This window comes from Micromonospora sp. NPDC005305 (genome assembly GCF_040607315.1).
Classification (GTDB): domain Bacteria; phylum Actinomycetota; class Actinomycetes; order Mycobacteriales; family Micromonosporaceae; genus Micromonospora.
This window is the reverse complement of record NZ_JBEXGL010000018.1, coordinates 102091-125010: the sequence shown is the minus strand read 5'-3', so window position 1 is coordinate 125010 and position 22920 is coordinate 102091. Positions and strand designations below refer to the sequence as shown.

Sequence of the window (22920 nt, the reverse complement as noted above, 5' to 3'; positions counted from 1 at the left end):
TCGAACAGCATGATCTCGATGAAAAGGGCTCAGAGTTACACCACGCCCAGGATCGTCTCGATCGCCTCTTCGATCTGGTCCGCCGCGACGCGGTAGTTCTGTCTGGTGCCACCCATGGGGTCGGTGATGTCGAAGCTCTTGGGCGGCAGCGGCTGCAGGTAACCGCGCCGTTGCTTGACCACCCGAGCCAGGTTGGCCGCCCGTTCGACCGCGTAATTCCCGGGCACCTCGTCGGGTTTGAGCCCGCGCACCAGCCACGCCAGTTCTCGCCAGGTGAACGTGTAAGGGAGAGCCTTGGGTACCTGGGCGACAAGCTCGTCACGATGCTTGCGAGTGGCGGTGAGGACCAGGTGCGCACGTGCCACCGCGTCCAGGTCGAGCAATTGTGAGACGAAATGGTCCGCGGGCACACCGCGGCGTTCCAGCTCGGCAATGGCGAAGGGCTGCATCGGCCGGCCGGGCGGCCCCTGGGTACCGCCGCTCGTCACAAAGATCGAGTCGGCTGCCCGACCGTATCGGTCCCGGAGGCCGGCCTCCATCAGCCGTAGGGCAATTGGTGACCGGGCCTGGTTCCCGGTGCACACATGAATGATGCCCCCCATCGCAGACCTTCCCCCATCGCCACGCCACCAGGGAAAAGGATACCTACCGTGCGGGCCGCGGCCTCCGGGGAGCATTGAGCCGGAGTCGCGCAGATATCATCCCTGCCGCATGCGGGAGTGGCGTCACGATGTCGAAAGGTGGGCGCCGACGGGGCCAGGGGTGGGTCGGTGGCTGCCACGGCGTGGGGTGCGGGTGCGGGTGGCGGGCTAGGCTAGCTGTGGCCGGCTGGTGTACGTCGGCCGCGTTGTGCCCGCCGTAACACTGACAAACGGGATGTTCGTGTGTTTGACACCTTGAGTGACCGCCTGTCCGGGATCTTCACCAAGCTCCGCGGCAAGGGTCGGCTCACCGACGCCGACATCGACGCCACCGCGCGCGAGATCCGCATGGCGCTGCTGGAGGCCGACGTCGCCCTGCCGGTCGTCAAGGGCTTCATCGCGAACGTCAAGGAGCGGGCACGCAGCGCCGAGGTCTCCCAGGCGCTCAACCCGGCCCAGCAGATCATCAAGATCGTCAACGAGGAGCTGATCAACGTCCTCGGCGGCGAGGGGCGGCGGCTCCAGTTCGCCAAGCACCCGCCGACCGTGATCATGCTGGCCGGTCTGCAGGGCTCCGGCAAGACCACCCTCGCCGGCAAGCTGGCCCGCTGGCTCAAGGCCCAGGGCCACCAGCCGCTGCTGGTCGCCGCCGACCTCCAGCGCCCCAACGCCGTCGGGCAGCTCCAGGTGCTCGGTGGCCGGGCCGGCGTCGAGGTGTACGCCCCGGAGCCCGGCAACGGCGTCGGCAACCCGGTGCAGGTCGCGCGCGACTCGATCGAGCACGCCAAGCGGGCCGCCCGGGACATCGTCATCGTCGACACCGCCGGCCGGCTCGGCATCGACGCCGAGATGATGCAGCAGGCCGCCGACATCCGCGACGCGGTCCAGCCCGACGAGGTCATCTTCGTCATCGACGCGATGGTCGGTCAGGACGCGGTCCGCACCGCCGAGGCGTTCCGCGACGGCGTCGGCATCACCGGCGTGGTCCTCTCCAAGCTCGACGGCGACGCCCGCGGTGGCGCCGCCCTGTCGGTCCGGGAGGTCACCGGTCAGCCGATCCTGTTCGCCTCCACGGGCGAGAAGCTGGAGGACTTCGACGTCTTCCACCCCGACCGGATGGCCAGCCGGATCCTCGGCATGGGCGACGTCCTCACTCTGATCGAGCAGGCCGAGCAGGCCTTCGACGCCGATCAGAAGGAGAAGATGACCGCCAAGCTGATGGGCGGCGAGCAGTTCACCCTGGAGGACTTCCTCGACCAGCTCATCGCCGTGCGGCGGATGGGCCCGATCGCCAACGTGCTGGCCATGATGCCCGGCATGGGGCAGATGAAGGACCAGCTCGCCGAGCTGGACGACAAGCACTTCGACCGGGTCACCGCGATCATCCGGTCGATGACCCCGGCCGAGCGCACCACCCCGAAGATCATCAACGGCTCCCGCCGGGCCCGCATCGCCAGCGGCTCCGGGGTCACCGTGATGGACGTCAACCAGCTGCTCAACCGCTTCGCCGAGGCGCAGAAGATGATGAAGCAGATGGGCGGCATGATGGGCCTGCCCGGCGGGGGCCGGCGCAAGGCGACCAAGTCGCCGAAGAACAAGCGCAAGGGCACCAAGGGCGGTGGGCGGCCGCGCACCGGCGCCGGGGTGCCGGGCGGCTTCCCGGGCGGCATGCCGCAGCTCCCCCCGGGCCTCGACCCGGGCGACCTGGCCGGCGGTCAGGGCCTGCCGCCGGGCTTCAAGCTGCCGAAGATCGACTTCAACAAGCTCGGCAAGGGCGACAACCGCCCCCGCTGACCGCGCGCCGACGGCCCCGTCCCCAACTCCGGGGCGGGGCCGTCGCCGTGCGGTGGCGGGCTCGTAACACGCTCGCGGACGTGATCGGGTAGGACTGTGCACATGGCTCTGCATGTGCGCGGTGTGCTCCTGCCGGACGACGAGGTCCGGGACGTCTGGCTGGTCGGCGACCGGGTCACCTTCGAACCGGTGCCCGGCGCCGAGACGGTCGTGGACGGCGGTTTCGTGCTGCCCGGCCTGACCGACGCCCACTGCCACATCGGCATCGCCCGTGGCGGCGCCCCGATCACCTCCCTCGACCAGGCCCGCGAGCTGGCCCGCACCGACCGGGACGCCGGCGTGCTGGCCATCCGCGACGCCGGCTCGCCGTACCCGTACCCGGAACTCGACGACGAGCCGGACCTGCCGCGACTGGCCCGCGCCGGCCGGCACGTCGCGCCGCCGAAGCGCTACCTGCGCGACATCGGGGTGGAGGTCGGCGCGGCCGAGGTGGCCGCGACGGTGGCCGCGCAGGCCGCCGCCGGCAACGGCTGGGTCAAGCTGGTCGGCGACTGGATCGACCGGGGGGTCGGTGACCTGGCGCCGGCCTGGGACGCGGACACGATGACCGCCGCGGTCGCCGCCGCGCACGCCGCCGGCGTACGCGCGGCCGTGCACACCTTCTCCGAGTCGGCCGTGGAGATCATGGTGCGGGCCGGGGTGGATTCGGTGGAGCACGGCACCGGGTTGAGCCTCGACCTCGTCGACCTGATGGCCCGGCAGGGCACCGCGCTGGTCCCCACGATGATCAACATCCGTACCTTCGGCCACATCGCCGAGCAGGCCCGCGCGAAGTTCCCCGGGTACGCCGACCACATGCTCGCGCTGCGCGACCGGTTCCCCGAGGTGGTCCGTGCCGCGCACGAGGCGGGGGTGCCGATCTACGTGGGCACCGACGCGGGCGGCGGCATCGACCACGGGCTGGCCGCCGAGGAGATGCTGCTCCTGCACGAGCAGGCCGGCATGTCCGCCGAGGACGTGCTGGCCGCCGCCTCCTGGCGGGCGCGCGAGTGGCTCGGCTTCCCCGGCCTGGTGGAGGGCGGCCTGGCCGACCTGACCGTCTACCCCGAGGACCCCCGCCGCGACCTGCGCGTGGTCCGCACCCCGTCCCGCATCATCCTCCGCGGCCGGGTCCTCCCCACTTCTCGTTGATGAAGAAGTTTGCGTCAGGGGACGGGCTGTTCCTGACGCAAACTCCTTGATCAACCCGCCGGGTGGGTGGCGGCGCTGTGGAACAGGTGGAGGGCCAGGGTGGCCAGTTGGTCCGCGGTGTCGTCCACCGGGGACCGGGGGAGCACGATGTGGCTGACCACCAGGCGGACGATGGTGTCGGCGGCGAAGGCCTGGGCCGCTCGGTCGCCCTCCGGAAGGTGCCGGTCGGCCCACTCCAGCAGGGCCGCGGACGACTCGGCGAGCACCAGCTCGGACCGGGTGGTCAGGTAGGGCAGCAGCTCGTCGGAGCCGCCCCGGGCGCTGGTCAGGATCGCCTTGACCAGCGGGTTGTCCGCGGCGGCGGCGAGGGTGTGGCGGATGGCCGCGTACGCCGCGGCCCGCACGTCGGCGCCGTGCGCGTCGAGGGCGGCGCGGACCTCCCCGACGAAGCGGTCCACCTCCCGCCGGGCGAGCGCCTCGGCCAGGCCGGCCTTGCTGCCGAACTCGTTGTAGACGGTCTGCCGGCTGACCCCGGCGGCCTGTGCCACCCCGCCCATCCGGACGCCGTCCCAGCCCGCGGCGATCGTCTGCGCGCGGGCGGCGTCGACGATCGCGTCCCGCAGCCGTTGCGCCGGCACCTCCGGCTCGGCGCGTCCGGCGCCGCGCGGCGACCCGGAGCCGTCGTTCGACACCTCCGGCTCGGCGCGTCCGGCGTCGCGCCGTGACCCGGAGCCGTCGGCTGGAAGCTCACCCATCGTCGTCGAAGTCTACGGTCGCGCGGCGCGACACGGCGCGCGCCGCCTCCCGGGCGCAGCGGTGGCCCGCCCGGCGCATAGGATGTGCGGTCATGGCACGCGTGCTCACTCCCCGTGCGGAGGACTTCCCCCGCTGGTACCAGGACCTGATCGCCAAGGCGAAGCTGGCCGACAACGGCCCGGTGCGGGGCACCATGGTCATCCGACCGGCGGGCTACGCCATCTGGGAGCGGATGCAGGCCGAGATGGACGCCCGGATCAAGGCGGCCGGCGCGGAGAACGCGTACTTCCCGCTCTTCATCCCGGAGAGCTACCTCAAGCGCGAGGCCGAGCACGTCGAGGGCTTCTCGCCGGAGCTGGCCGTCGTCACCCACGGTGGTGGCAAGCAGCTCGCCGAGCCGGTGGTGGTCCGCCCCACCAGCGAGACGGTGATCGGCGAGTTCATGGCCAAGTGGATCGACTCCTACCGGGACCTGCCGCTGCTGCTCAACCAGTGGGCGAACGTGGTCCGCTGGGAGCTGCGCCCCCGTATCTTCCTGCGCACCAGCGAGTTCCTCTGGCAGGAGGGGCACACGGCGCACGCGACCCGCGAGGACGCCCGGGCCTACGCCCGCCGCATCCTGCACGAGGCGTACGAGGACCTGATGGTCAACGTGCTCGGCATCCCCGTGGTGGTCGGCCTGAAGACCGCCCGCGAGCGCTTCGCCGGCGCGACCGCCACCTACACGTGCGAAGGCATGATGGGCGACGGCAAGGCGCTCCAGCTGGGCACCAGCCACGAGCTGGGTCAGAACTTCGCCAAGGCGTTCGACATCAGCTACTCCTCCGCGGAGGGCGGCCGGGAGCACGCCTGGACCACCTCGTGGGGCACCTCGACCCGCATGCTCGGCGGCCTGATCATGTGCCACGGCGACGACAACGGCCTGCGGGTGCCGCCGAAGCTGGCGCCGGTCCAGGCGTACGTGATGATCGTCAAGGACGGCGAGGGCGTGGCGGAGGCGGCGAACAAGCTGTGCGACGCGCTGCGTGACGCCGGGGTCCGGGTCGCGCTGGACGACCGGACCGACACGGCGTTCGGCCGCCGCGCGGTCGACGCCGAGCTGCGCGGCTACCCGGTGCGCGTCGAGGTCGGCCCCCGCGACCTGGCCGCCGGCAACGCGGTGGTGGTCCGGCGTACGGACGGCTCGAAGGCGCCGGTCCCGGTCGCCGACGTGGTGGGTGCGGTGCTCGCCGCGCTGGACGCGGACCAGCAGGCGCTGCACGACCAGGCGCTGGAGTTCCGGCGGTCCCACACCGTCGAGGTCGGCACGCTGGCCGAGGCGATCGAGGCGGCCGCCACCGGCTGGGCCAAGGTGCCGTGGTCGGCGGTCGGCGTCGAGGGCGAGACCGCGGCGAACGGCCAGGGCGTCACCGTCCGGTGCCTGCTGCGGGCCGACGGCTCGGTGCCGGACTCGGAGGACGAGCCCGACCTGGTGGCCGTCCTGGCCCGCGCCTACTGAGGTGCGTCCGGGTGATCCGGTCGACCGGTTCGCACCGGGTCGGCTGATCCTGCACCGCAACGTGCGGCACGGCCGGATCGGTTGGGTCCGGTCGGCCCGCGTGGTCCTTGACGACGACCGGGGGCTGCTGCTCTGGGTGGCCCGGGAGAATCCGGTGGCGCACGAGGTGACCGAGGCGGGCCTGGGCATGCGGGCCATGCCGTTCGCCGAGTGGATCACCTCCTCCTACCGGCTCGCCCAGACCCGCTGGAACGGGCCGCCCGTGCTGAAGTTCCTGCCCACGGGCGCGGCACATTCGGTCTGGTGGTTCCGGGACGAACGGGGCCGCTTCCAGAACTGGTACGTGAACCTGGAGGAGCCCGGCGTCCGCTGGGACGACGGCGCGGTGGCGGGGGTCGACATGGTCGACCAGGACCTGGACGTGGTGGTCCACCCGGACCTGAGCTGGGAATGGAAGGACGAGGACGAGTTCGCCGAGCGCCTCGCCTTCCCGGAGCACTACTGGGTGCCGGACGAGAAGGCGGTCCGGGCCGAGGGGGAGCGGGTGATCCGGATCGCCGAGGCCGGCGAGTTCCCCTTCGACGGCACCTGGTGCGACTTCACCCCGCCCGCCGACTGGGACGTACCGGACGAACTGCCACTCGGCTGGGACCGCCCCCCGGTCCGCTGATCCCGTGTCGTTCGTCACCGAGGCGGGCGACCCGGGTGAGCTGTCCGGGTCCGGTGTGAGAGATCGGGGACGGACATGGCAGAATGGGTCGCTGGTATCCGGCGCGCGTCCGGCGCCCTCTAACCCGGGCGCGTCGCCAGTTCACCGAGCAGTCTCCGGCCCAAACCCCACTGTGCCGGTCGGCGCTCACCCGCCACACCGCCCGCACCGGGCCGGTGAGATCGCAACAGGAGCGAAACAACTGTGGCCGTAAAGATCCGGCTCCTGCGGATGGGCAAGATCCGCAACCCGCAGTACCGCATCGTCGTCGCCGACTCGCGCACCAAGCGTGACGGTCGCGCGATCGAGTTCGTCGGTGTGTACCAGCCGAAGGAAGACCCTTCGGTGATCGAGGTCAAGTCGGAGCGGGTCCAGTACTGGCTGTCGGTCGGCGCGCAGCCGAGCGAGGCCGTGCAGCGCCTGCTGGAGCTGACCGGTGACTGGCAGAAGTTCAAGGGCCTGCCGGCCCCGCCGCCGCTGAAGGTCGCCGCGGAGCGGGCCGACCGCAAGGCGGCGTACGAGGCCGAGGCGAAGGCCGCCGCCGGCGTGGCGGACACCCCGGCCCCGGCCAAGAAGGCCGCCAAGGCTGCGGCTCCGGCCGCCGAGGCCAAGGCTGCCGCTCCGGCCGCCGAGGCCGAGGCGCCGAAGGCCGAGGAGCAGACCGGTGCCGAGTCCGGCGAGCAGGCCTGACATGGCGCTGCGTCCGGCCCTGGAGCACCTGGTCAAGGGGATCGTCGACCACCCGGACGACGTCCGGGTGCGCATGGTCGACTCCCGTCGGGGCAAGCGGCTCGAGGTCCGCGTGCACCCGGAGGACCTCGGCACGGTGATCGGGCGGTCCGGCCGGACCGCCAAGGCGCTGCGCCAGGTGATCGGCTCCATCGGTGGGCGCGGGGTGCGCGTCGACATCGTCGACTCGTACTGATGCTTCTCATCGTCGGCCGGATCGGCAAGCCGCACGGCATCCGCGGTGAGGTCACCGTGGAGGTGCGGACCGATGAGCCCGAAGCACGATTCGCCCCGGGTTCGGTGCTGCGCACCGAACCCGGGGCGGTCGCGTCCGCGGAGCCCGGCGCCTACCGGGTGCCGGAGGGGTTGACCATCGAGGCCGCCCGTTGGCACCAGGGGCGGTTGCTGGTCAGCTTCGAGGGCGTGCTGGACCGCGACGTCGCCGAGGCGCTGCGCGGCACCCTGCTCGGCGTGGACAGCGCCGACGTCGCTCCGCCGGAGGACCCGGAGGAGTTCCTCGACCACCAGCTGGTCGGCCTGGCCGTGGTGACCCCGGCCGGCGAGCGGCTGGGCGAGGTGGCCCGCATCGACCACGCCCCCGCCTCCGACCTGCTGGTGCTGCGGCGCCCCGACGGGCGGAGCGCGCTCATCCCGTTCATCAAGGCGATGGTGCCCGAGGTCGACCTGCCGGGCGGACGTGTGGTGGTGGAGCTGCCGGCCGGGCTGCTCGACCTCTGACTGGAGTCACCCCTCATGCGCGTCGACATCGTGTCGATCTTCCCCGAGTACTTCGCCCCGCTGGACCTGTCGCTGATCGGCAAGGCCCGGGCTGGCGGCATGCTGCGGCTGGCCGTACACGATCTGCGGACCTGGACCCACGACGTGCACCGCACGGTCGACGACACCCCCTACGGCGGCGGTCCCGGCATGGTGATGCGGCCGGAGCCGTGGGGCGAGGCCCTCGACGCCCTGGCCCCCGACGAGCTGAGTCCGGACGGGCACACCCTGCCCCGGCTGCTCGTCCCGTCACCGGCCGGCGTCCCGTTCACCCAGGCCATGGCCCACGAGCTGGCCGCCGAGTCGCACCTGCTGTTCGCCTGCGGCCGCTACGAGGGCATCGACCAGCGGGTGCTCGACCACGCGGCGGCCCGGATGCGGGTGACCGAGGTCTCGCTGGGCGACTACGTGCTCTTCGGCGGCGAGGTGGCCGTGCTGGTCATCCTGGAGGCGGTCACCCGGCTGCTGCCGGGGGTGCTCGGCAACGCCGGCTCGCTCGACGAGGAGTCGCACGCGCACGGGCTGCTGGAAGCCCCGATGTACACCAAGCCGGCGGAGTGGCGCGGGCACGAGGTGCCCGAGGTGCTCCGCTCCGGCGACCACGGGAAGATCGCCCGCTGGCGGCGCGACGAGGCGCTGCTGCGGACGGCGGCCCGCCGGCCCGACATGATCTCCGCGCTGCCGCCGGAGAGCCTGGACAAGCGGGACCGGGCGGCGTTGGACCGGGGCGGATTTCAGCCCCGGGCGGGTGATGTGGCAAAGTAGAGGGGTTGCCGCATCCGCCCACGCCGTGGGTGGCTGCGAGGACCCTCGACCGGGGCCGGCGTGCCGGCCACCACCCGGGGGTCAGAATCACCCATCCGCGCATCGATTGACGGTGCGCCGTGAGCCTCACGAGGACGCAGCGATGAACATCCTGGACGCCCTTGACGCCCAGTCGAAGCGCGTTGACCTGCCCGACTTCCGCGCCGGTGACACCGTGAAGGTGCACGCGCGGGTCGTCGAGGGCAACCGGTCCCGGGTCCAGATCTTCCAGGGCGTCGTCATCCGCCGCCAGGGTGACGGTCTGCGCGAGACCTTCTCGGTCCGCAAGGTCAGCTTCGGTGTGGGTGTGGAGCGCACCTACCCGCTGAACAGCCCGGCCCTCGACCGGATCGAGGTCGTGACCCGCGGTGACGTGCGGCGCGCCAAGCTCTACTACCTGCGTGAGCTGCGGGGCAAGAAGGCCAAGATCAAGGAGCTGCGCGAGAAGCAGCCGGCGAGCTGAATTTCCCCTCGCCACGCCGCCTGACCTGTGCGGATGTCGTATCGACCGGAGCGCATTACCCTGGTCGTACGGGCGCCGGGGGACGGCGCGCCGCGTCCACTCGGCGCGGTGTCACAGCGGTCCACTACCGCCCGTGGGGTCTCTCCAGGAGACTCCCGGGCGGTAGTGTCGTTTCCGCGGACCGGAGAGTGGCATGGTGCAGATGCTTGACGAGGACGGCACCGTCGACCCGTGGCGCCGGCGGCGGCGCACCCGCCGGCAGATGCCGCTGTGGCAGGAACTGCCCCTGCTCCTCGTCGTCGCCTTCTGCCTCGCGGTGCTGATCCGCACCTTCCTGCTCCAGGCGTTCTTCATCCCGTCCGGGTCGATGGAGAACACCCTGCTCATCGGCGACCGCGTGCTGGTCAACAAGGTCGTCTACGACGTCCGCGACCCGGTCCGCGGCGAGGTGGTCGTGTTCCGGGGCACCGACCGGTGGGTCGCCCAGGAGGCCCCCGCGCCGCCGACCAACTTCGCCGGCAAGGTCGGCCGCACCCTCGGTGACCTCGTCGGGATCAGCCGCCCCGGCGAGAAGGACTTCATCAAGCGGGTCATCGGTGTGCCCGGCGACAAGGTCTGGTGCTGCGACAAGGGCCGGGTCGTGGTCAACGGCGTGCCGCTGGAAGAGCAGGGCTACGTCTTCGAGGACTCGCCGGTCGAGCTTCCGCCGAACCCGAAGGAGTGCCGCTCCCGGCAGTTCACCGAGATCGTCGTGCCGCCGGGGCAGATCTTCGTGATGGGCGACCACCGGCTGGTCTCGCAGGACGCCCGGTGCCAGGGCCCGGTGCCGATCGACAACGTGGTCGGCCGCGCCTTCATGATCGTCTGGCCGTCCCAGCGGTGGACCACCCTGCCGGTCCCGGAGACCTTCGACGACCTGCCGCCACCGAACGCCGCGCCGGCCGGGCCGGCCCCGGTGGACCCCGACCCGGTGGGCGGCGTCGTGCTGATCCTCCCGGTCACGGCCGCGCTCTCCGTTCTCGCGCGTTCGGGGCGACTGCGCCAGGGGCGGGGACGTAGGCTCCACCCGTGATTGACGAGCAGACCGAGAAGCCGCGCAGTTCCTTCTGGAAGGAGCTGCCCATCCTCCTGGGCGTGGCGATCCTGGTCGCAGTGCTGGTTCGTGCCTTCGTGCTGCAGACCTTCTTCATCCCCTCGCCGTCGATGGAGAACACCCTCAAGATCGACGATCGGGTGCTGGTCAACAAGCTGGTGTACGACTTCCGCTCGCCGCACCGCGGCGAGGTGATCGTCTTCAAAGCGCCCACGGAGTGGAGCGGCAACCCGCAGGGCGAGGACTTCATCAAGCGGGTGATCGGGGTCGGCGGGGACCACGTGATCTGCTGCGACCGCACCGGCCCGCAGGAGCGGCTGGTCATCAACGGCAAGCCGATCGACGAGCCGTTCATCTTCCCCGGCAACAAGCCTGCCGACCAGGATTTCGACATCACCGTGCCGAAGGGTCGGCTCTGGGTGATGGGCGACCACCGGGAGGCGTCCGGGGATTCGCTGGAGCACTGGCAGCAGTCCGGCGAGGACATCACCGAGGCCACCATTCCGGAGGACCAGGTGATCGGGCGGGCCTTCACGATCTTCTGGCCGGTCGGCCGGGCGACCTGGCTCAGCGTGCCGGACCAGTTCGACGGCATCCCCAATCCCTGACCTGTCGGCCCACTTCCGTGAACGACGCCCGCCCCGGGGAGCCGGAGGGCGTGGCCGTTCGTCGGAGGCGTCTGGCAGGCTTGTGCGGTGACCGTCTACACCCCTCGTCGCGCGGCCCGCGTGCTGCTCGTCGACGCGTCCGACCGGGTGCTGCTCTTCGAGGGCAGTGATCCGGCCCGGCCGGGCCACCGCTACTGGTTCACCCCGGGCGGCGGCCTCGACCCGGGGGAGACCCCGGCCGCGGGCGCGGCACGCGAGCTGGCCGAGGAGACCGGGCTGCGGCTCACCCCGGCCGAGCTGGGCGCCCCGGTCTGGGCGGAGACGGTCGAGTTCCCGTTCGACGGGGTCTGGTACCGGCAGGAACAGGAGTTCTTCCTGGTCCGGGTGCCGACCTGGGAGGTCGACACGGCCGGCTTCGACGAGGTCGAGCGGGCCAGCGTGCACGGCCACCGCTGGTGGTCGGCCGGCGAGCTGGCCGCCACGACCGAGCGCTACTACCCGCCGGACCTGGCGGACCGGCTCACCCGGGCGCTCGCCGGGGGTGTGCCGTGCTGACCCCGCCGCGCACCGTGGTACGCCGCGACGGCGGCCTCTACGCGCTGGAGCGGGCGCTGCAACGGCGCGGCTTCCGGCACGTGGCCGGCGCCGACGAGGCCGGCCGGGGCGCCTGTGCCGGACCGCTGGTGGCCGCCGCGGCGATCCTGCCCGAGGGGCGGCGCGGCGAGATCGACGAGCTGGCCGACTCGAAGCTGCTGACCCCGGCGGCCCGAGAGCGGGTCTACGAGGAGGTCGTGGCGCGGGCCCTGGCGTACGCGGTGGTGATCATCCCCGCCGAGGAGGTCGACGCGCGCGGGCTGCACGTGTGCAACCTGGCCGCCATGCGCCGGGCGCTCGCCTCGCTGACCACCCGCCCGGAATACGTGCTCACCGACGGCTTCGGCGTGGACGGGCTGGACGTGCCCGGGCTGGCGGTGTGGAAGGGGGACCGGGTGGCCGCCTGCGTGGCGGCGGCGAGCGTGCTCGCCAAGGTCACCCGGGACCGGATCATGGTGGACCTGGACGAGCGGCACCCGGGCTACGGCTTCGCCGAGCACAAGGGCTACATCACCCCCGAGCACAGCGCCGCGCTGCGCGAGCGGGGGCCCTGCCGGGAACACCGCTTCTCGTATGTGAACGTGGCCACCGTCTCGGGACGGGACGGGCGGCCGCCCCGCTCCCGCCGGCCGGCCGCCGGCAGGCCGGACGAGGTGCTCTTCGGCGCCCCGGATGGTGCGTTCGACGACGGCCCGGACGAGCCGATGGAGCGCTCCGACGCGGCAGGGGGTACCGTCGGCGTGGCGTTGGGCGAGCAGCCGCGACCTCCGGCGTCGGTGGGGGAAGATGTGGTCATGGAAGGCGGAGTGCGATGAGCGCGGAAGATCTCGAGAAGTACGAAACCGAGATGGAGCTGCAGCTCTACCGGGAGTACCGCGACATTGTCCGCCAATTCTCCTACGTGGTGGAGACCGAGCGCCGCTTCTACCTGGCGAACCAGGTCGACCTGCACGTGCGTAACTCGGACGGCGAGGTCTACTTCGAGGTCGAGATGCACGACGCCTGGGTGTGGGACATGTACCGCCCCGCCCGTTTCGTCAAGAATGTCCGCGTGATGACGTTCAAGGACGTCAATGTGGAAGAGCTCGAAAAGCCCGACATCTCGCTTCCCGCAGATTCCGGATTCGGGGGCTGACCCCAGCGGCCGGCGGGCCCGAAGGCCCGACCGACCGCCCGAGGCGGATCACTCCGCCAGCACGACCACCTCGACCCGCTGCACCAGGTTGTTCGCGAACCCGCCCCGGTTCCACGGCTGCTCGACCGGCTGGGTCCGCCCCGAGGCGTCGACCGCCCGGGCGCCCAGCACGTGCCGCCCCGGCGTGGCCCGCCACGACACCTGCCACCGCCGCCACGCCCACTCGCCCCCGGTGGGCTCGTCCAGCGTCGCCGGCACCCACGTCGTACCGCCGTCGAAGGTCACCTCGACGGCCGTCACAGGCGCGTGCCCCGACCAGGCCCGACCGTCCACCGTGCACGGGCCCGGCCGCAGCACCCGGGTGCGCGACATGAAGTCCGGGAAGCCCGGCGGGCGGACCAGCGCGCGGGGCTCGATCCGGGTCACCGGCACGCCGGGGTCGTCGGCGTCCTGCCGCAGCCGGTACGCCACCGCGTTCTGGTAGCCGTCGAACGGCTCGGTCAGCACCCGGATGTCGCGCAGCCACTTGACGTGCGCCATGCCGTACCAGCCGGGCACGATCAGCCGCAGCGGCGCACCGTGCTGCGGCAGCAGGGGAGCGCCGTTCATCTCGTACGCCAGCAGCACCTCCTCGCGCAGCGCGTCCGCCACCGGCAGCGCCCGCTGGTAGTCCTGCTCGACGCCGCGCTCCACCCCGTGGTCCGCGCCGGTGAAGACCACGTCCACCGCGTCGGCCGCCACCCCGGCCTCCCGCAGCAGCGGCGCCAGCGGGGTGCCCGTCCACTCGGCGTTGCCCACCGCCTCCACCAGCCACGGCTGGCTCACCGGGCGGGGCTGCAGCAGCGCCCGGCCGTTCCCCGCGCACTCCATCGTCACCCGGCGGGTGACCCGGGGCCGCTCCCGCAGGGCCGCCAGGTCCAGGCGCAGCGGACTCGCCACCGCGCCACCCACGGTCAGCGCGTGCGCCGCCGGGTCGACGTCCGGGATGTCGTAGTGGATGAGCAGGTAGTGCAGCCCGGCCGGGGTCACGTCGTAGCGCAGCGCCTCCAGCGGTATGCCGTGGTTGCGCGCCGCCAACTGGAGTTCCTCGGCGCTGATCGCCTCGTCCGGTCCGGCGACCCGGGAGGGCCGGCTCACATCGTCCACGGTGGTCATCTCGCTGCTCCTCGGCCTGTTCAGGGGTGGGTGAGACGGCCGTAGCCGATGAACTCGAACATCGTCGCGCCCGGCTCCAGCGGGCGGGGCCGGCCGCCGAAGCGGTGCACGCCGACGCCGACCCTCTCGGCCGGGCTGCTCACCGCGACCGGCCTGAAGCCCTCCTCGGCGAACCAGTCGCAGATGGTGGGCACCAGGTCCGGTTCGCCGCGGTGCCGGGTCCAGAACACCGTGCCGCCGGTGGCGCAGAGCGAGGCGCAGTGCCGCACGGTGGCCCGGATGTCGGCGTCGGTGATGTTGCCGAAGATGCCGCACACCAGGACGAGCTCCGCCGGCACGAGGTCGGCGTACCGGTCGGTCGACGCCGCGTCCCCGACGACCACCTCCACGCCGGTCAGCCCCGCCTCGGTGGCGGCCCGCCGGGCGACCTCGGCGTTGCGCGGGTCCAGCTCCACGAGGCGGGCCGTCACGTCCCGGCCGCGCGGATGGCCGGCGAGCACCGGGATGAGGTCCCGCCCCTGCCCGGCGCAGAGGCTGATCGCCCGCAGCGGCCCGGGCGGCGCGCCGTCCAGCGCCTCCGCGATGCGGTCCCGCACCTCGGCGAGCCGTCGGGACAGGGAGGAATCGGGCTGGTCGTAGTCGGTGTGCCAGGCGTACCAGTCCTTCGTCACGCGGCCAGCATAGGCGGCGCGCCGGTAGCAGATCGGTCCCGTGTGTGGGGGTGTGTCCACAGGTCGGCGGCTGTCCACAGTGGCGGCCCCCGGGTGGTCGCGGGGGTGCTGCGGCCGGCAGATTGCGGTGGCGTGTGGATCCTGTCGAGCCGGGCCGGCGCGGCCCTCGTGAGCGTGCTGCTCGTCGCCCCGACCCTGCCGGTTGCGCGTCCGGCGCCGGCCGGTGCCGGGGTGGCGCCCATCGCCCCGCCGCCGCGGGCGCCGTCGTCTTCGCCGGCCGTGGCCGTGCCGCCACCGGGATCGCCCGGCGCGTCCGTGGCCGGCGCGCCCGTGGGGCGGTTCCGCTGGCCGCTGGCCGGCACGCCGCGCGTCACGCGCCGATTCGCCCCGCCGCCCGAGCCCTGGCTGCCCGGGCACCGGGGCGTGGACCTGGCCGCCACCCCGGGCGCCCAGGTCCGCTCGGCGGGCGCCGGGGTGGTCCTCTTCGCCGGCACTGTGGCCGGGCGGCCGGTGGTCACCGTCGGGCACGCCGACGGGCTGCGCACCACCTACGAGCCGGTCCTCCCCGGCCCGGCGGCCGGTGCCCGCGTCGCCGCCGGCACACCGATCGGCCTGCTGAGCGCCGGGCACCCCGGCTGCGTCGCGGCGGCATGCCTGCACTGGGGGCTGCGGCGGGGCGAGGAGTATCTGGACCCGCTCGCCCTGCTCGGGCTCGGCCCCGTCCGGCTACTCCCGCTCGACCCGCCGCCCGCCGCCCGCCGCGCCCGCCGCTCAGCCCTGGGCTAGCAGCGCGGGCAGCCGGACGGCCAGCCGGTCGTACTCGTCGGGGGTGTTGTAGACCTGGCCGCACAGGCGCAGGTAGCCACGACCGTTCCAGGCGGCCGTCGACACCTCGACCGAGAGCCGGTCCGCGATCCGGGCCCGCAGGTCCCGGGCCGCGTCCATCGTCGTGGCGAGGCCCGGCGGCAGCGGGATCAGCCGCATGGCGACCGTCGGTCCGCCGGGCTCCGGCAGGTCGGCCGGCGCCACCCCGAGCGCGTCCCCGACCACCCGTTGCCCGTACGCGGCCAGCGCCGCGTTGTGCGACCGCACCCGGTCCAGGCCGAGGCTGCGCAGGGTGAACAGGCCGACCGGGGCGGCCAGCCAGCCGGTGTAGTCGAGGGTCGCCTGCCACTCCACCCGGGTGGGGAACCCGCTGCCCTGCTCCCAGGAGACGACCAGCGGTTGGATCCGCTCCCGCCACCGCTCGGCCACCACCAACGCGGCGGTGCCGCGCGGCGCGTACGCCCACTTGTGCAGGTTGCCCACCCAGAAGTCGGCGCCGACCGAGGCCACCGTGGTCGGCAGCATGCCCGGGGCGTGCGCGGCGTCGACCAGCACCGGCACCCCGTGCTCCCGGGCCACCCCGACGATCGCCGCCGTCGGGAACAGCCGGGCCGTGGGCGAGGCGATCTCGTCGACGATCAGCAGCCTCGTCCGCCCGGGACGCAGCCCGGCCCGGACGATCTCCACCACCTCCTCGTCGGTGGCGGTCAGCGGCACGGGCAGCATCCGCGACACCGCGCCGGTCCGGGCGCACTCCCGGTCCACCGAGAAGCCGACCGCCCCGTACCCGTGGTCGGTGGTCACCACCTCGTCGCCGGGACCCAGCCCGAGCGACTGGAGCACGATGGCGGCGCCGGCGGTGGCGTTGCCGACCAGGGCCGTGCCCTCCGGATCCGCGCCGAGGAAGGTGGCCAGGTGCCGCCGGGTGTGCGCGATCCGGTCCACCAGACCCTGGGTGAAGAAGCGGAGCGGGTTGGCCTCCATCTCGTCACGCAGGCGCTGCTGGGCGCGCTGCACGGCGATCGGGACGGCGCCGAACGATCCGTGGTTGAGATGGCTGACCGACGGGTCGAGGGAGAAGAGCAGCCGAGCCCCGGGGATCGGCTCGGGCGGCTGCGGAACCGTCATCGGGTGATCGTAGCCCGCCGTGGATCATCAGCCCGCCGCTTCAGGCTGGCACGGGCCACCTTCCGGCCGGCCGCCGAATGCGCTGTGTGTCGCCGCTTTGCGGTCGGCCGGTGGCGGTGCCTGACCGGCCGCCGACACAGCTCCGGCTCCCGACCAGGCCACCACGCCGCCGCAGGGACCAGCCCGAAGTCGAGCATCTCCAGGAAGCGCACGTTGGGCGCGGTCAGGCTCGCGGGTGTGCCTGCCGGTACGCCGCGCGCAGCCGCTCCACCGACACGTGCGTGTAGATCTGGGTGCTGGCGAGCGAGGAGTGCCCCAGCAGCTCCTGTACGGCGCGCAGGTCCGCGCCGCCCTCCAGCAGATGGGTGGCGGCCGAGTGCCGGAGCCCGTGCGGGGTCACCCGCGGCAGGCCGGCGGCCTCGGCGTACCCGGCGACGATCCGGCGGGCCGTGGTGGGGTTGAGCCGGCCGCCCCGGGCCCCGAGCAGCAGCGCGCGGTCCGAGCGGGGCGCCGCCAGGGCCGGCCGGCCATGGGCGAGCCAGGCGTCGAGGGCCCGCTGCGCGGGCACCCCGTAGGGCACGGCCCGTTCGCGCCCGCCCTTGCCGAGCACGCGTACCACCCGGCGGGCCTCGTCGACGTCGGTGACGTCGAGGCCGCAGGCCTCGCTGATCCGCACCCCGGTGCCGTAGAGCAGTTCGAGCAGCAGCCGGTCACGCAGCAGCACCGCGTCGGGCTCGTCGTTCCCGCTCCCGGTCGGCGCGGTGGCGCGGCCCGCCGTCGCGACGTTCCCGCCTCCAACCCGTTCGGAGTCGTCCCCCCGGGGCCGGGTGTCGTGCTCGTCCCCGGCCGGCTTGCCGTTTCCGCTGCGGGACCGCGCGTCGTCCGGATCCCGTGTCGGCTCGGCGTTCCCGCTCCCGGGCAGGGTGTCGTCCTCGTCCCGGGTCTGGGCGCCGGCGTCGGTCGTCGTCCGGGTGCGGCTTCGGTCCGGGGCATCCATCAGCGCGGCGGCCTGGTCGGCCCGCAGGACGGTGGGCAGCTCGCGGTGCGCCCTGGGACTGGCCAGTGGAGCGGCCACGTCGGCGGCCAGCAGGCCGGCCCGGTGCGCCCAGGCGCTGAACGTGCGGGCGGCGGCGGCCCGCCGGGCCAGGGACGTCCGGGCCGTACCCATGGTGCGCTGCTTCGCCAGCCAGCTCCGCAGCACGGTCAGGTCCAGCTCCGACAGGTCGGTGCAACCCATCCGCACCGCGTGGTCGAGCAGCGAGACGAGGTCCGTCACGTACGCCCGCACGGTGTGGGTGGACCGGTTGCGCACCCGGGCCAGGTGGTCGGCGAAGTCGTCCACCGCCTCCCGCATGGGCGCCGGCAGCGCCTCGTGGGCCGCCCGCGTGCCGCGCCGCTGGTCCGTCATCGGGGATTCCGGCTGACTCGTCGGCGCCGAGGACGCCCGGCGCGCTCCGGCGCGGTAAATGGGCGGTCGGGAGACACCGATTCACCCTACGTGCGTGGGCAGGTGGCGGCCGGCCGCCGCTCCGGGCCGGAGCCCGCTGACCGTCGGGGCGACGCCGACCTGGCCGCCGCCGTCTACGCCGCGGGCACCGTTCGGGGTCCGACGGCGCCGCGCCGGGCACCGTTCGGATCCGGCGGGCGGTCGCATCGGCAGCGCGACGAAACCGAACCTGATGCGGCGCGGCACGCCGTTCGGGGTGGCTGACCTGGCCCTGGACAGGAGAAACTGTTCCTACGAACAGGACAGTGGCATCGTTCCGGGTCGCCGACGGGCGAACGGCCGGCGTTGCCGACAGGTGCCGACACCCCGTCACGGCGGGCGGCCGGGCGCTGGGGGCGTACCGGCGTGGTGACGGCGCGGAAGGGTGATACGCGAGACGGATCGGAACGGGCGTCCCCGGGGGCGGCGACGCCGGTGGGAGGAGGGACCGAGCGTGGGGGTGGATGCCGTCCTCTATCGGCAGGTGCGGGCCGGGCCCGTTCGCCGCCGACCGTCGTACGTCTCGACCGACGTGGTGGCGGACCCGCACGATGTCCTGCTGGACCTGCTCAAGCGGGTGCGGGGCGGCGGTCGTACGCCGCTGCTGGACCGGGTCGACCCGATCGGTGAGCTGGTGGTGGACGTCGAGGGGGTGCCGCAACTGCTGGCCGAGCTGCGCTGCCTGGCGGAGGTGGCCCGGGCGCCGTCGGAGGTCGACCAGGTCCGCCGGCTGGCCCTTCTGGCCCGGCGCTGCCTGGACAGCCGCGACGCCGAAATCCGGTTCGAGGGCGACTGAGCGCACAGACAGGCCCGGGCAGGTCAGCCCGGCGAAGCGGCGGACGGACCGGAGCTAATGCCCGTCGGCGCCCGGCCGGCCCCGGTCCCGCACTCCGGCGGCGGCGCGAGGGCGTAGCCGTCGTCGCGGCGCACCACCATGGCCAGTTCCTCCAACATGGAGAGCTTGCGAGGTCGCCACCCTCAGGGCACCGCCCATCACGACACGGCCGGCACCGTGGCGGTGTGGTGCGGGGCCTGGAACGGGGGCCGGCGGAGCAGCCGGCCGCCGGGCGGCAGGAGGCCGGCGATCGAGTGCAGGGCAGTGACCTCCAGGGTGGCGGCGTCGTCGAGCTCCGGCAGGACCGACGGCAGCCGCTCGGCGAGTTGGTCTTCCCGCCGCACACGGCGGCTATGCCGGGCAAGCGATTCCTCGCGCAGCTCACGGGATGCGGCTTGCGTGGCAGGGTGGTCCGCGCCGTGACAGCGCTTCAGCGCGGCATACCTGGCGCGCTTCGAGATCAGGACGTCGGTCATCAGCTCTACGGGCCTCCCCGGGCCGCCTCCGTCGACGTCAGCTAAAAAGCCTAGCAGCCATGATCCTTTACGCGGCGTTAGAGCTCTCACTCACCGACAGCCCCGGAGACTCACGCCTTCCAGGCGATGTCGACCGTGGACGGGTCAAAGTAGGAACTGCCCGGCGTCCAACCGCGCGGCCGCCCCTTCCGTGTCCGGTGCACGGTCACCGTCATCAGCTTGTCGACGACCGCCCGGCGCCGGTGCAGGTCCAGCGCGTCCCACGCCTTGCCCGGCTCCGCCACGCCGACCAGGCCAGCCAGCGCGTCACCGCCACCGGCGGTGGCCAACTGGTCCTCCACCTCGGCGAGCCGGCGACGCAGCCGCTCCGACCCCTCGCGCAGCTGCCGGACGTCGATCGCCCCGTCTGCGTACGCGGCGGCCAGGCCGTCGAGCCGCTTTCGCAGACCGGCCGCGTCGAGCTGGAGCGCGCCGGCGGTGCGGCCGCCGGTCGCGGTGAGCAGTTGGGCGACGTCCGGCCGGGAGAGCCGTTCGACGACCACTGCGCCGACGTACGCGTCCAGCTCTTCGGCGTTTCGGCTCACGCACCGCTGCGCCTTGCAGGTGTACGACGGGACGCCACGGCGGGCGCTGTTCTGCAGAGTGGCCCGGATCGGCTCGCCGCACACCCCGCACACCGCCAGCCCGGAGAGCAGCCACCGGCGGGCCGACGACCACTGCGTACGGCGGCCGGGATGGGTCAGCGCGGACACCAGCGCCCGCCACCGGTCCTCGTCGACTAGCGGCGGCCACGCGGCCGGCCCCACGATCTCGCCGCGGTGCTCCCGTAGGCCGGCGTTCCGGGCGCGCAGCAGCACCTTCCGCAGCTCGGTCGCGGTCCACGGCCGGCCGGTGGAGGTGAGCAGCCCACGCGCGTTCATATCGGCGGCCTGCCCGCGTAGGCTCGCGCCGGACAGGATCGCGTCGGTGGCCTCGGCGACCGTCCGAGCCTCCTCGGGCCGCAGCGTCACCCCGTCGGGCTCGTACCCGTACGGCCGACGGCCGCCGGCCCACCGGCCGTCGGCGGCGGCTTGGAGCTTGGCGCGTTGCTGCCGCTCGACCTGGTGTTCAACCTCGTACCGGGCGACCGCGCCGAGCTGCCGCGCCACCATGCGGCCGCTCGGGGTGCTCAGGTCGAGCGGGCCGGCCTTGACGGTGAAGGTGGGCACGCCGCGCGGCTCGCAGGCGGTGATGTATTCCTCCAGCTCGGTGGGGGAGCGGTGGAGGCGGTCGGTGTGCCAAGCCAGGACGGCGTCGACGCGGGCAGCGGCGATGTCGTCGAGCATCCGCCGGTAGGACGGGCGCGGCTTGCCGCTGTAGGCGGATAGGTCGTTGTCGCTGTAGACCTGCGCTACGGTCAGCCCGTGCCGCCCGGCCAGCTCCCGGCAGTCGGCCTCTTGACGGGCCACGCCGAGCCCGCCTCCTTCGCGATCCCGACTGATCCGGACATAGATGGCGGCTCGCGTCATGGCGCTGAGTATGGCATAACTTGACGTTCGCGAGGTCGAAGGCGGAGCCGTATTTCGGCAGCGTGGCCGGCAGCAGGTTGAGGGTGATCCGGCGGTTCGCCCACTTCTGGCCCGAGTTGACGATGGCCGCGGGCCCGGTCCCGGGCCTCGTGCAGCGCGGTGTCGGGCAGGCCCGAGATCGCCATGCCGGGCAGCCCGGGGGCCAGGTCGGACTCCACCTCGACCACGTGCCCGGCCATCCCGACCAGGCCGACGCAGAGCACCTTGGCGTAGCTCATGGTCAGAACGCGCCCTCAGGTGCTCGACCCGGACGGTCCGGCGACCGGGAGCCGGACCGCCAGGACGTCGAAGCGGACCTCCTCGGCGGTGGTGCCCGTGGGGGCGAGCCAGCGCGCCGCCAGCCCGCGCAGCCGGTGCGCCTTGGCCCGCACCACCGCCTCGGCCGGACTGCCGAGGTCCTCCGTGCGTCGGGTCTTCACCTCGCAGAAGGCGAGTACCGGCCCCTCCCAGGCGATGATGTCGATCTCCCCCTCGGGGCATCGCCAGTTCCGGGCGACCGGGCGCAGCCCCGCCTCGATCAGGTGTCGGACCGCGCACCGCTCGCCGTACGCCCCGACGGCCTGGTTCCGCTTCGTCATGCCGTCAGCGTGTGGTGGGCGGTGCCGGCGGTGGGTCTGGAGCGGGGCGGCCTGTGGACGACGGAGGCCCCTGTGGACGGACGCACGATCATGGTGCCGCTGTGCTGGGCCCGGCCGGGCCGCTGCTGGGCCGGGTGCCTGTGATGACCGCCTATGTCGTCCGTGACCAGCGGCGATGCTCCGAGCGGTCCGAATGGCGCGCGTGGTGCCGGTCGCATACCGTGCCGGTCGTGGACGGACGACGGAGCTTTCCCGACGATCAGCAGGACTCGCACTGGGGCGACCGCGGGTACGAGCCGGACTGGCGTGCCGGCGGCGAACCGCGCTACCGCGACGACGACCTCCGGGCCCCGGAGCAGCGCACGGGGGAGAACCGGTACGGCGACCCGGGCCGGTTCGGGACCGCCGACCCGCTGAGCGACGACACGGACGGCTGGCGGCCGCACCGGCTGGACGACCCGGTGGAAACCTCGGGCGAGCTACCGGGGGAGCGCGGCGGCCGACGGTCGGCCCGCGAGTCCGCCGACCCGTTCGGCGCGGACCACGGCGTCGACCCGCTGCGTTCCGGCTCGGCGGGCGGCTACCCGGCCCGGGAGCCCGCCGATCCGCTGCGTCCCGGTTCCACGGCCGGCTACCCGGCCCGCGAGTCCGCCGATCCGCTCGCCGCGGACCCGCTGCGTCCCGGTTCCGCGGCCGGCTACCCGGCTCGCGAGTCCGCCGGTTCCCTCGCCACGGACCGCGCCGCCGACCCGTTGCGTTCCGGCCCGGCCGGCGGCTACCCGGTCGTCGAGCCGGCCCGTCCGGTCGGGCCGGCCCAGACTGGTGCGACGCCGATCGGCGTGGGGGACCGGCCCAGCCCCGGCGGGGCGAGCCCGCTGATCGTCGGGGAACGCCCGGGCGGCCCCGCGCCGGAGGCGACGGCCGGGCCGGCGCCGCATCCGCTGGAGATGCCCACCGGCCCCATGCCGTCGGTCGCGCCCCGGCCGGACGGCCCGCCGCCCGGCGACGGGGTCTACCGCACCCGCCGCCCGGCCCTCGCGGTGCTGCTCGCGGTGATGGTGCTGGTCCTGGAGGTACCCGCCCTGCGGGTGCTGCTGCGGGGCCTGGTCGGCGACCCGGTCTCCACCTCGCACGTCGTGGTGGGCACGTTCCTGGTCATCGGGTTGCCGATCTTCGGCACCGGCCTGTACGGGCTGCGCACCGGAGGGCTCGCGCTCGCCGACGGCAGCCGCGGCTGGCTCCGCCCGCCGACCGCCTACCTGACCGTCGGACTGGTGCTCTTCCTCGCCGCCGCCCTCGCCGCCCGCTGACCACGTCGGCCGCCCGGGCTCGGCGCTCCGCGTGGAGCGTCCGGAACAGGGCCGGATGGGCGTTCCCGAACCCCGGGACCGGGGGGCGGGGAAGGG

Annotated in this window: 25 protein-coding genes and 2 pseudogenes; 17 read left to right on the top strand and 10 right to left on the bottom strand. The window is 73.6% G+C overall.

From position 1 onward, the window contains the following. Positions 1 to 35: 35 nt before the first annotated feature. Positions 36 to 602, bottom strand: a complete 567-nt coding sequence (locus ABZS80_RS25495) for a hypothetical protein (protein ID WP_355059644.1) — start codon at positions 600 to 602, stop codon at positions 36 to 38. Between the two features lie 282 nt (positions 603 to 884). On the opposite strand from ABZS80_RS25495, the gene ffh reads away from it, so the two are divergent. Beyond that, positions 885 to 2435, top strand: a complete 1551-nt coding sequence (gene ffh, locus ABZS80_RS25490; RefSeq protein WP_355059642.1) for a signal recognition particle protein — start codon at positions 885 to 887, stop codon at positions 2433 to 2435. 102 nt (positions 2436 to 2537) lie between these two features. Then, a complete protein-coding gene (locus ABZS80_RS25485; RefSeq protein ID WP_355059640.1) occupies positions 2538 to 3626 on the top strand; it encodes an amidohydrolase family protein in 1089 nt (362 codons plus the stop codon). Between the two features lie 50 nt (positions 3627 to 3676). On the opposite strand, the gene ABZS80_RS25480 is transcribed toward ABZS80_RS25485, so the two are convergent. Further along, the gene (locus tag ABZS80_RS25480; protein WP_355059668.1) at positions 3677 to 4249 is read right to left on the bottom strand and encodes a TetR family transcriptional regulator; all 573 of its coding nucleotides are present in this window, start codon (positions 4247 to 4249) and stop codon (positions 3677 to 3679) included. A 224-nt stretch (positions 4250 to 4473) separates the two neighbouring features. On the opposite strand from ABZS80_RS25480, the gene proS reads away from it, so the two are divergent. From proS to ABZS80_RS25420, 12 genes are all read left to right on the top strand, one after another. Continuing rightward, entirely contained in the window at positions 4474 to 5880 is a 1407-nt protein-coding gene (gene proS, locus ABZS80_RS25475) for a proline--tRNA ligase (RefSeq protein WP_355059638.1), read from the top strand. A 1-nt stretch (position 5881) separates the two neighbouring features. Then, the gene (locus ABZS80_RS25470) at positions 5882 to 6550 is read left to right on the top strand and encodes a DUF402 domain-containing protein (RefSeq protein WP_355059636.1); all 669 of its coding nucleotides are present in this window, start codon (positions 5882 to 5884) and stop codon (positions 6548 to 6550) included. Between the two features lie 243 nt (positions 6551 to 6793). Then, positions 6794 to 7279, top strand: a complete 486-nt coding sequence (rpsP, locus tag ABZS80_RS25465) for a 30S ribosomal protein S16 (protein WP_355059635.1) — start codon at positions 6794 to 6796, stop codon at positions 7277 to 7279. After that, entirely contained in the window at positions 7254 to 7514 is a 261-nt protein-coding gene (locus ABZS80_RS25460) for an RNA-binding protein (protein WP_030500803.1), read from the top strand. Before rpsP ends, ABZS80_RS25460 begins: the two co-directional genes overlap by 26 nt. Continuing rightward, positions 7514 to 8056, top strand: coding sequence for a ribosome maturation factor RimM (gene rimM / locus ABZS80_RS25455; protein WP_355059633.1), 543 nt, complete (start codon positions 7514 to 7516; stop codon positions 8054 to 8056). The genes ABZS80_RS25460 and rimM overlap by 1 nt, the downstream gene beginning before the upstream one ends. 15 nt (positions 8057 to 8071) lie before the next feature. Next, complete coding sequence (gene trmD, locus ABZS80_RS25450; protein WP_355059631.1) at positions 8072 to 8860, top strand: tRNA (guanosine(37)-N1)-methyltransferase TrmD; 789 nt, start codon at positions 8072 to 8074, stop codon at positions 8858 to 8860. A 142-nt stretch (positions 8861 to 9002) separates the two neighbouring features. Continuing rightward, complete coding sequence (gene rplS, locus ABZS80_RS25445; protein ID WP_107077631.1) at positions 9003 to 9362, top strand: 50S ribosomal protein L19; 360 nt, start codon at positions 9003 to 9005, stop codon at positions 9360 to 9362. 193 nt (positions 9363 to 9555) lie between these two features. Further along, a complete protein-coding gene (gene lepB, locus ABZS80_RS25440; protein WP_355059629.1) occupies positions 9556 to 10434 on the top strand; it encodes a signal peptidase I in 879 nt (292 codons plus the stop codon). Further along, positions 10431 to 11063, top strand: a complete 633-nt coding sequence (gene lepB / locus ABZS80_RS25435) for a signal peptidase I (protein WP_151463127.1) — start codon at positions 10431 to 10433, stop codon at positions 11061 to 11063. The genes lepB (ABZS80_RS25440) and lepB (ABZS80_RS25435) overlap by 4 nt, the downstream gene beginning before the upstream one ends. An 87-nt stretch (positions 11064 to 11150) precedes the next feature. Continuing rightward, complete coding sequence (locus ABZS80_RS25430; RefSeq protein ID WP_151463128.1) at positions 11151 to 11618, top strand: NUDIX hydrolase; 468 nt, start codon at positions 11151 to 11153, stop codon at positions 11616 to 11618. Next, positions 11612 to 12472, top strand: a complete 861-nt coding sequence (locus ABZS80_RS25425) for a ribonuclease HII (RefSeq protein ID WP_355059627.1) — start codon at positions 11612 to 11614, stop codon at positions 12470 to 12472. The genes ABZS80_RS25430 and ABZS80_RS25425 overlap by 7 nt, the downstream gene beginning before the upstream one ends. Then, on the top strand, positions 12469 to 12792 hold the full coding sequence (locus tag ABZS80_RS25420; RefSeq protein WP_007075222.1) for a DUF2469 domain-containing protein: 324 nt from the start codon (positions 12469 to 12471) through the stop codon (positions 12790 to 12792). The genes ABZS80_RS25425 and ABZS80_RS25420 overlap by 4 nt, the downstream gene beginning before the upstream one ends. A 48-nt stretch (positions 12793 to 12840) precedes the next feature. Here the strand turns inward: ABZS80_RS25420 and ABZS80_RS25415 are convergent, their stop codons facing one another. Beyond that, entirely contained in the window at positions 12841 to 13947 is a 1107-nt protein-coding gene (locus ABZS80_RS25415; RefSeq protein WP_355059626.1) for a sulfite oxidase, read from the bottom strand. Between the two features lie 20 nt (positions 13948 to 13967). Next, entirely contained in the window at positions 13968 to 14618 is a 651-nt protein-coding gene (locus ABZS80_RS25410; RefSeq protein WP_355059624.1) for a class I SAM-dependent methyltransferase, read from the bottom strand. A 132-nt stretch (positions 14619 to 14750) separates the two neighbouring features. Between ABZS80_RS25410 and ABZS80_RS25405 the strand changes: the two genes are divergently transcribed. Then, positions 14751 to 15404, top strand: coding sequence for a M23 family metallopeptidase (locus ABZS80_RS25405; protein ID WP_355059622.1), 654 nt, complete (start codon positions 14751 to 14753; stop codon positions 15402 to 15404). Here ABZS80_RS25405 and ABZS80_RS25400 read toward each other — a convergent pair. Then, the gene (locus ABZS80_RS25400) at positions 15390 to 16571 is read right to left on the bottom strand and encodes an aminotransferase class V-fold PLP-dependent enzyme (RefSeq protein ID WP_355059621.1); all 1182 of its coding nucleotides are present in this window, start codon (positions 16569 to 16571) and stop codon (positions 15390 to 15392) included. The genes ABZS80_RS25405 and ABZS80_RS25400 overlap by 15 nt on opposite strands. A gap of 223 nt (positions 16572 to 16794) precedes the next feature. Continuing rightward, the gene (locus ABZS80_RS25395) at positions 16795 to 17979 is read right to left on the bottom strand and encodes a tyrosine-type recombinase/integrase (protein ID WP_355059619.1); all 1185 of its coding nucleotides are present in this window, start codon (positions 17977 to 17979) and stop codon (positions 16795 to 16797) included. Between the two features lie 532 nt (positions 17980 to 18511). Here ABZS80_RS25395 and ABZS80_RS25390 point away from each other — a divergent pair. Next, positions 18512 to 18853, top strand: coding sequence for a hypothetical protein (locus tag ABZS80_RS25390; RefSeq protein WP_355059618.1), 342 nt, complete (start codon positions 18512 to 18514; stop codon positions 18851 to 18853). A gap of 189 nt (positions 18854 to 19042) precedes the next feature. On the opposite strand, the pseudogene ABZS80_RS25385 reads toward ABZS80_RS25390, so the two are convergent. The 4 genes and pseudogenes from ABZS80_RS25385 to ABZS80_RS25370 all read right to left on the bottom strand — a co-directional run. Continuing rightward, positions 19043 to 19218, bottom strand: a pseudogene (locus ABZS80_RS25385) (ATP-binding protein); the annotation flags it as partial. A 260-nt stretch (positions 19219 to 19478) separates the two neighbouring features. Continuing rightward, positions 19479 to 20876 (bottom strand): recombinase family protein, encoded by a 1398-nt coding sequence (locus ABZS80_RS25380; RefSeq protein ID WP_355059616.1) that lies wholly within the window; start codon positions 20874 to 20876, stop codon positions 19479 to 19481. Positions 20877 to 20904: 28 nt separating this feature from the next. Next, positions 20905 to 21154: pseudogene (locus ABZS80_RS25375) on the bottom strand (magnesium chelatase domain-containing protein); the annotation flags it as partial. A gap of 15 nt (positions 21155 to 21169) precedes the next feature. Continuing rightward, complete coding sequence (locus ABZS80_RS25370) at positions 21170 to 21514, bottom strand: YraN family protein (protein WP_355059614.1); 345 nt, start codon at positions 21512 to 21514, stop codon at positions 21170 to 21172. Positions 21515 to 21744: 230 nt separating this feature from the next. Between ABZS80_RS25370 and ABZS80_RS25365 the strand changes: the two genes are divergently transcribed. Then, positions 21745 to 22824 carry a hypothetical protein gene (locus tag ABZS80_RS25365; RefSeq protein ID WP_355059612.1) on the top strand — a complete coding sequence of 360 codons (1080 nt, stop codon included), beginning with the start codon at positions 21745 to 21747 and terminating at the stop codon, positions 22822 to 22824. The last annotated feature ends 96 nt before the right edge of the window (positions 22825 to 22920 follow it).

Coding starts and splice junctions, on each gene's coding strand:
- rimM (WP_355059633.1), top strand. CDS start 7,514: ATGCTTCTCATCGTCGGCCGGATCGGCAAGCCGCACGGCATCCGCGGT.
- ABZS80_RS25380 (WP_355059616.1), bottom strand. CDS start 20,876: ATGACGCGAGCCGCCATCTATGTCCGGATCAGTCGGGATCGCGAAGGA.
- trmD (WP_355059631.1), top strand. CDS start 8,072: ATGCGCGTCGACATCGTGTCGATCTTCCCCGAGTACTTCGCCCCGCTG.
- ABZS80_RS25485 (WP_355059640.1), top strand. CDS start 2,538: ATGGCTCTGCATGTGCGCGGTGTGCTCCTGCCGGACGACGAGGTCCGG.
- ABZS80_RS25420 (WP_007075222.1), top strand. CDS start 12,469: ATGAGCGCGGAAGATCTCGAGAAGTACGAAACCGAGATGGAGCTGCAG.
- ABZS80_RS25400 (WP_355059621.1), bottom strand. CDS start 16,571: ATGACGGTTCCGCAGCCGCCCGAGCCGATCCCCGGGGCTCGGCTGCTC.
- ABZS80_RS25415 (WP_355059626.1), bottom strand. CDS start 13,947: ATGACCACCGTGGACGATGTGAGCCGGCCCTCCCGGGTCGCCGGACCG.
- lepB (WP_355059629.1), top strand. CDS start 9,556: ATGGTGCAGATGCTTGACGAGGACGGCACCGTCGACCCGTGGCGCCGG.
- rplS (WP_107077631.1), top strand. CDS start 9,003: ATGAACATCCTGGACGCCCTTGACGCCCAGTCGAAGCGCGTTGACCTG.
- ABZS80_RS25395 (WP_355059619.1), bottom strand. CDS start 17,979: ATGACGGACCAGCGGCGCGGCACGCGGGCGGCCCACGAGGCGCTGCCG.
- proS (WP_355059638.1), top strand. CDS start 4,474: ATGGCACGCGTGCTCACTCCCCGTGCGGAGGACTTCCCCCGCTGGTAC.
- ABZS80_RS25495 (WP_355059644.1), bottom strand. CDS start 602: ATGGGGGGCATCATTCATGTGTGCACCGGGAACCAGGCCCGGTCACCA.
- ABZS80_RS25370 (WP_355059614.1), bottom strand. CDS start 21,514: ATGACGAAGCGGAACCAGGCCGTCGGGGCGTACGGCGAGCGGTGCGCG.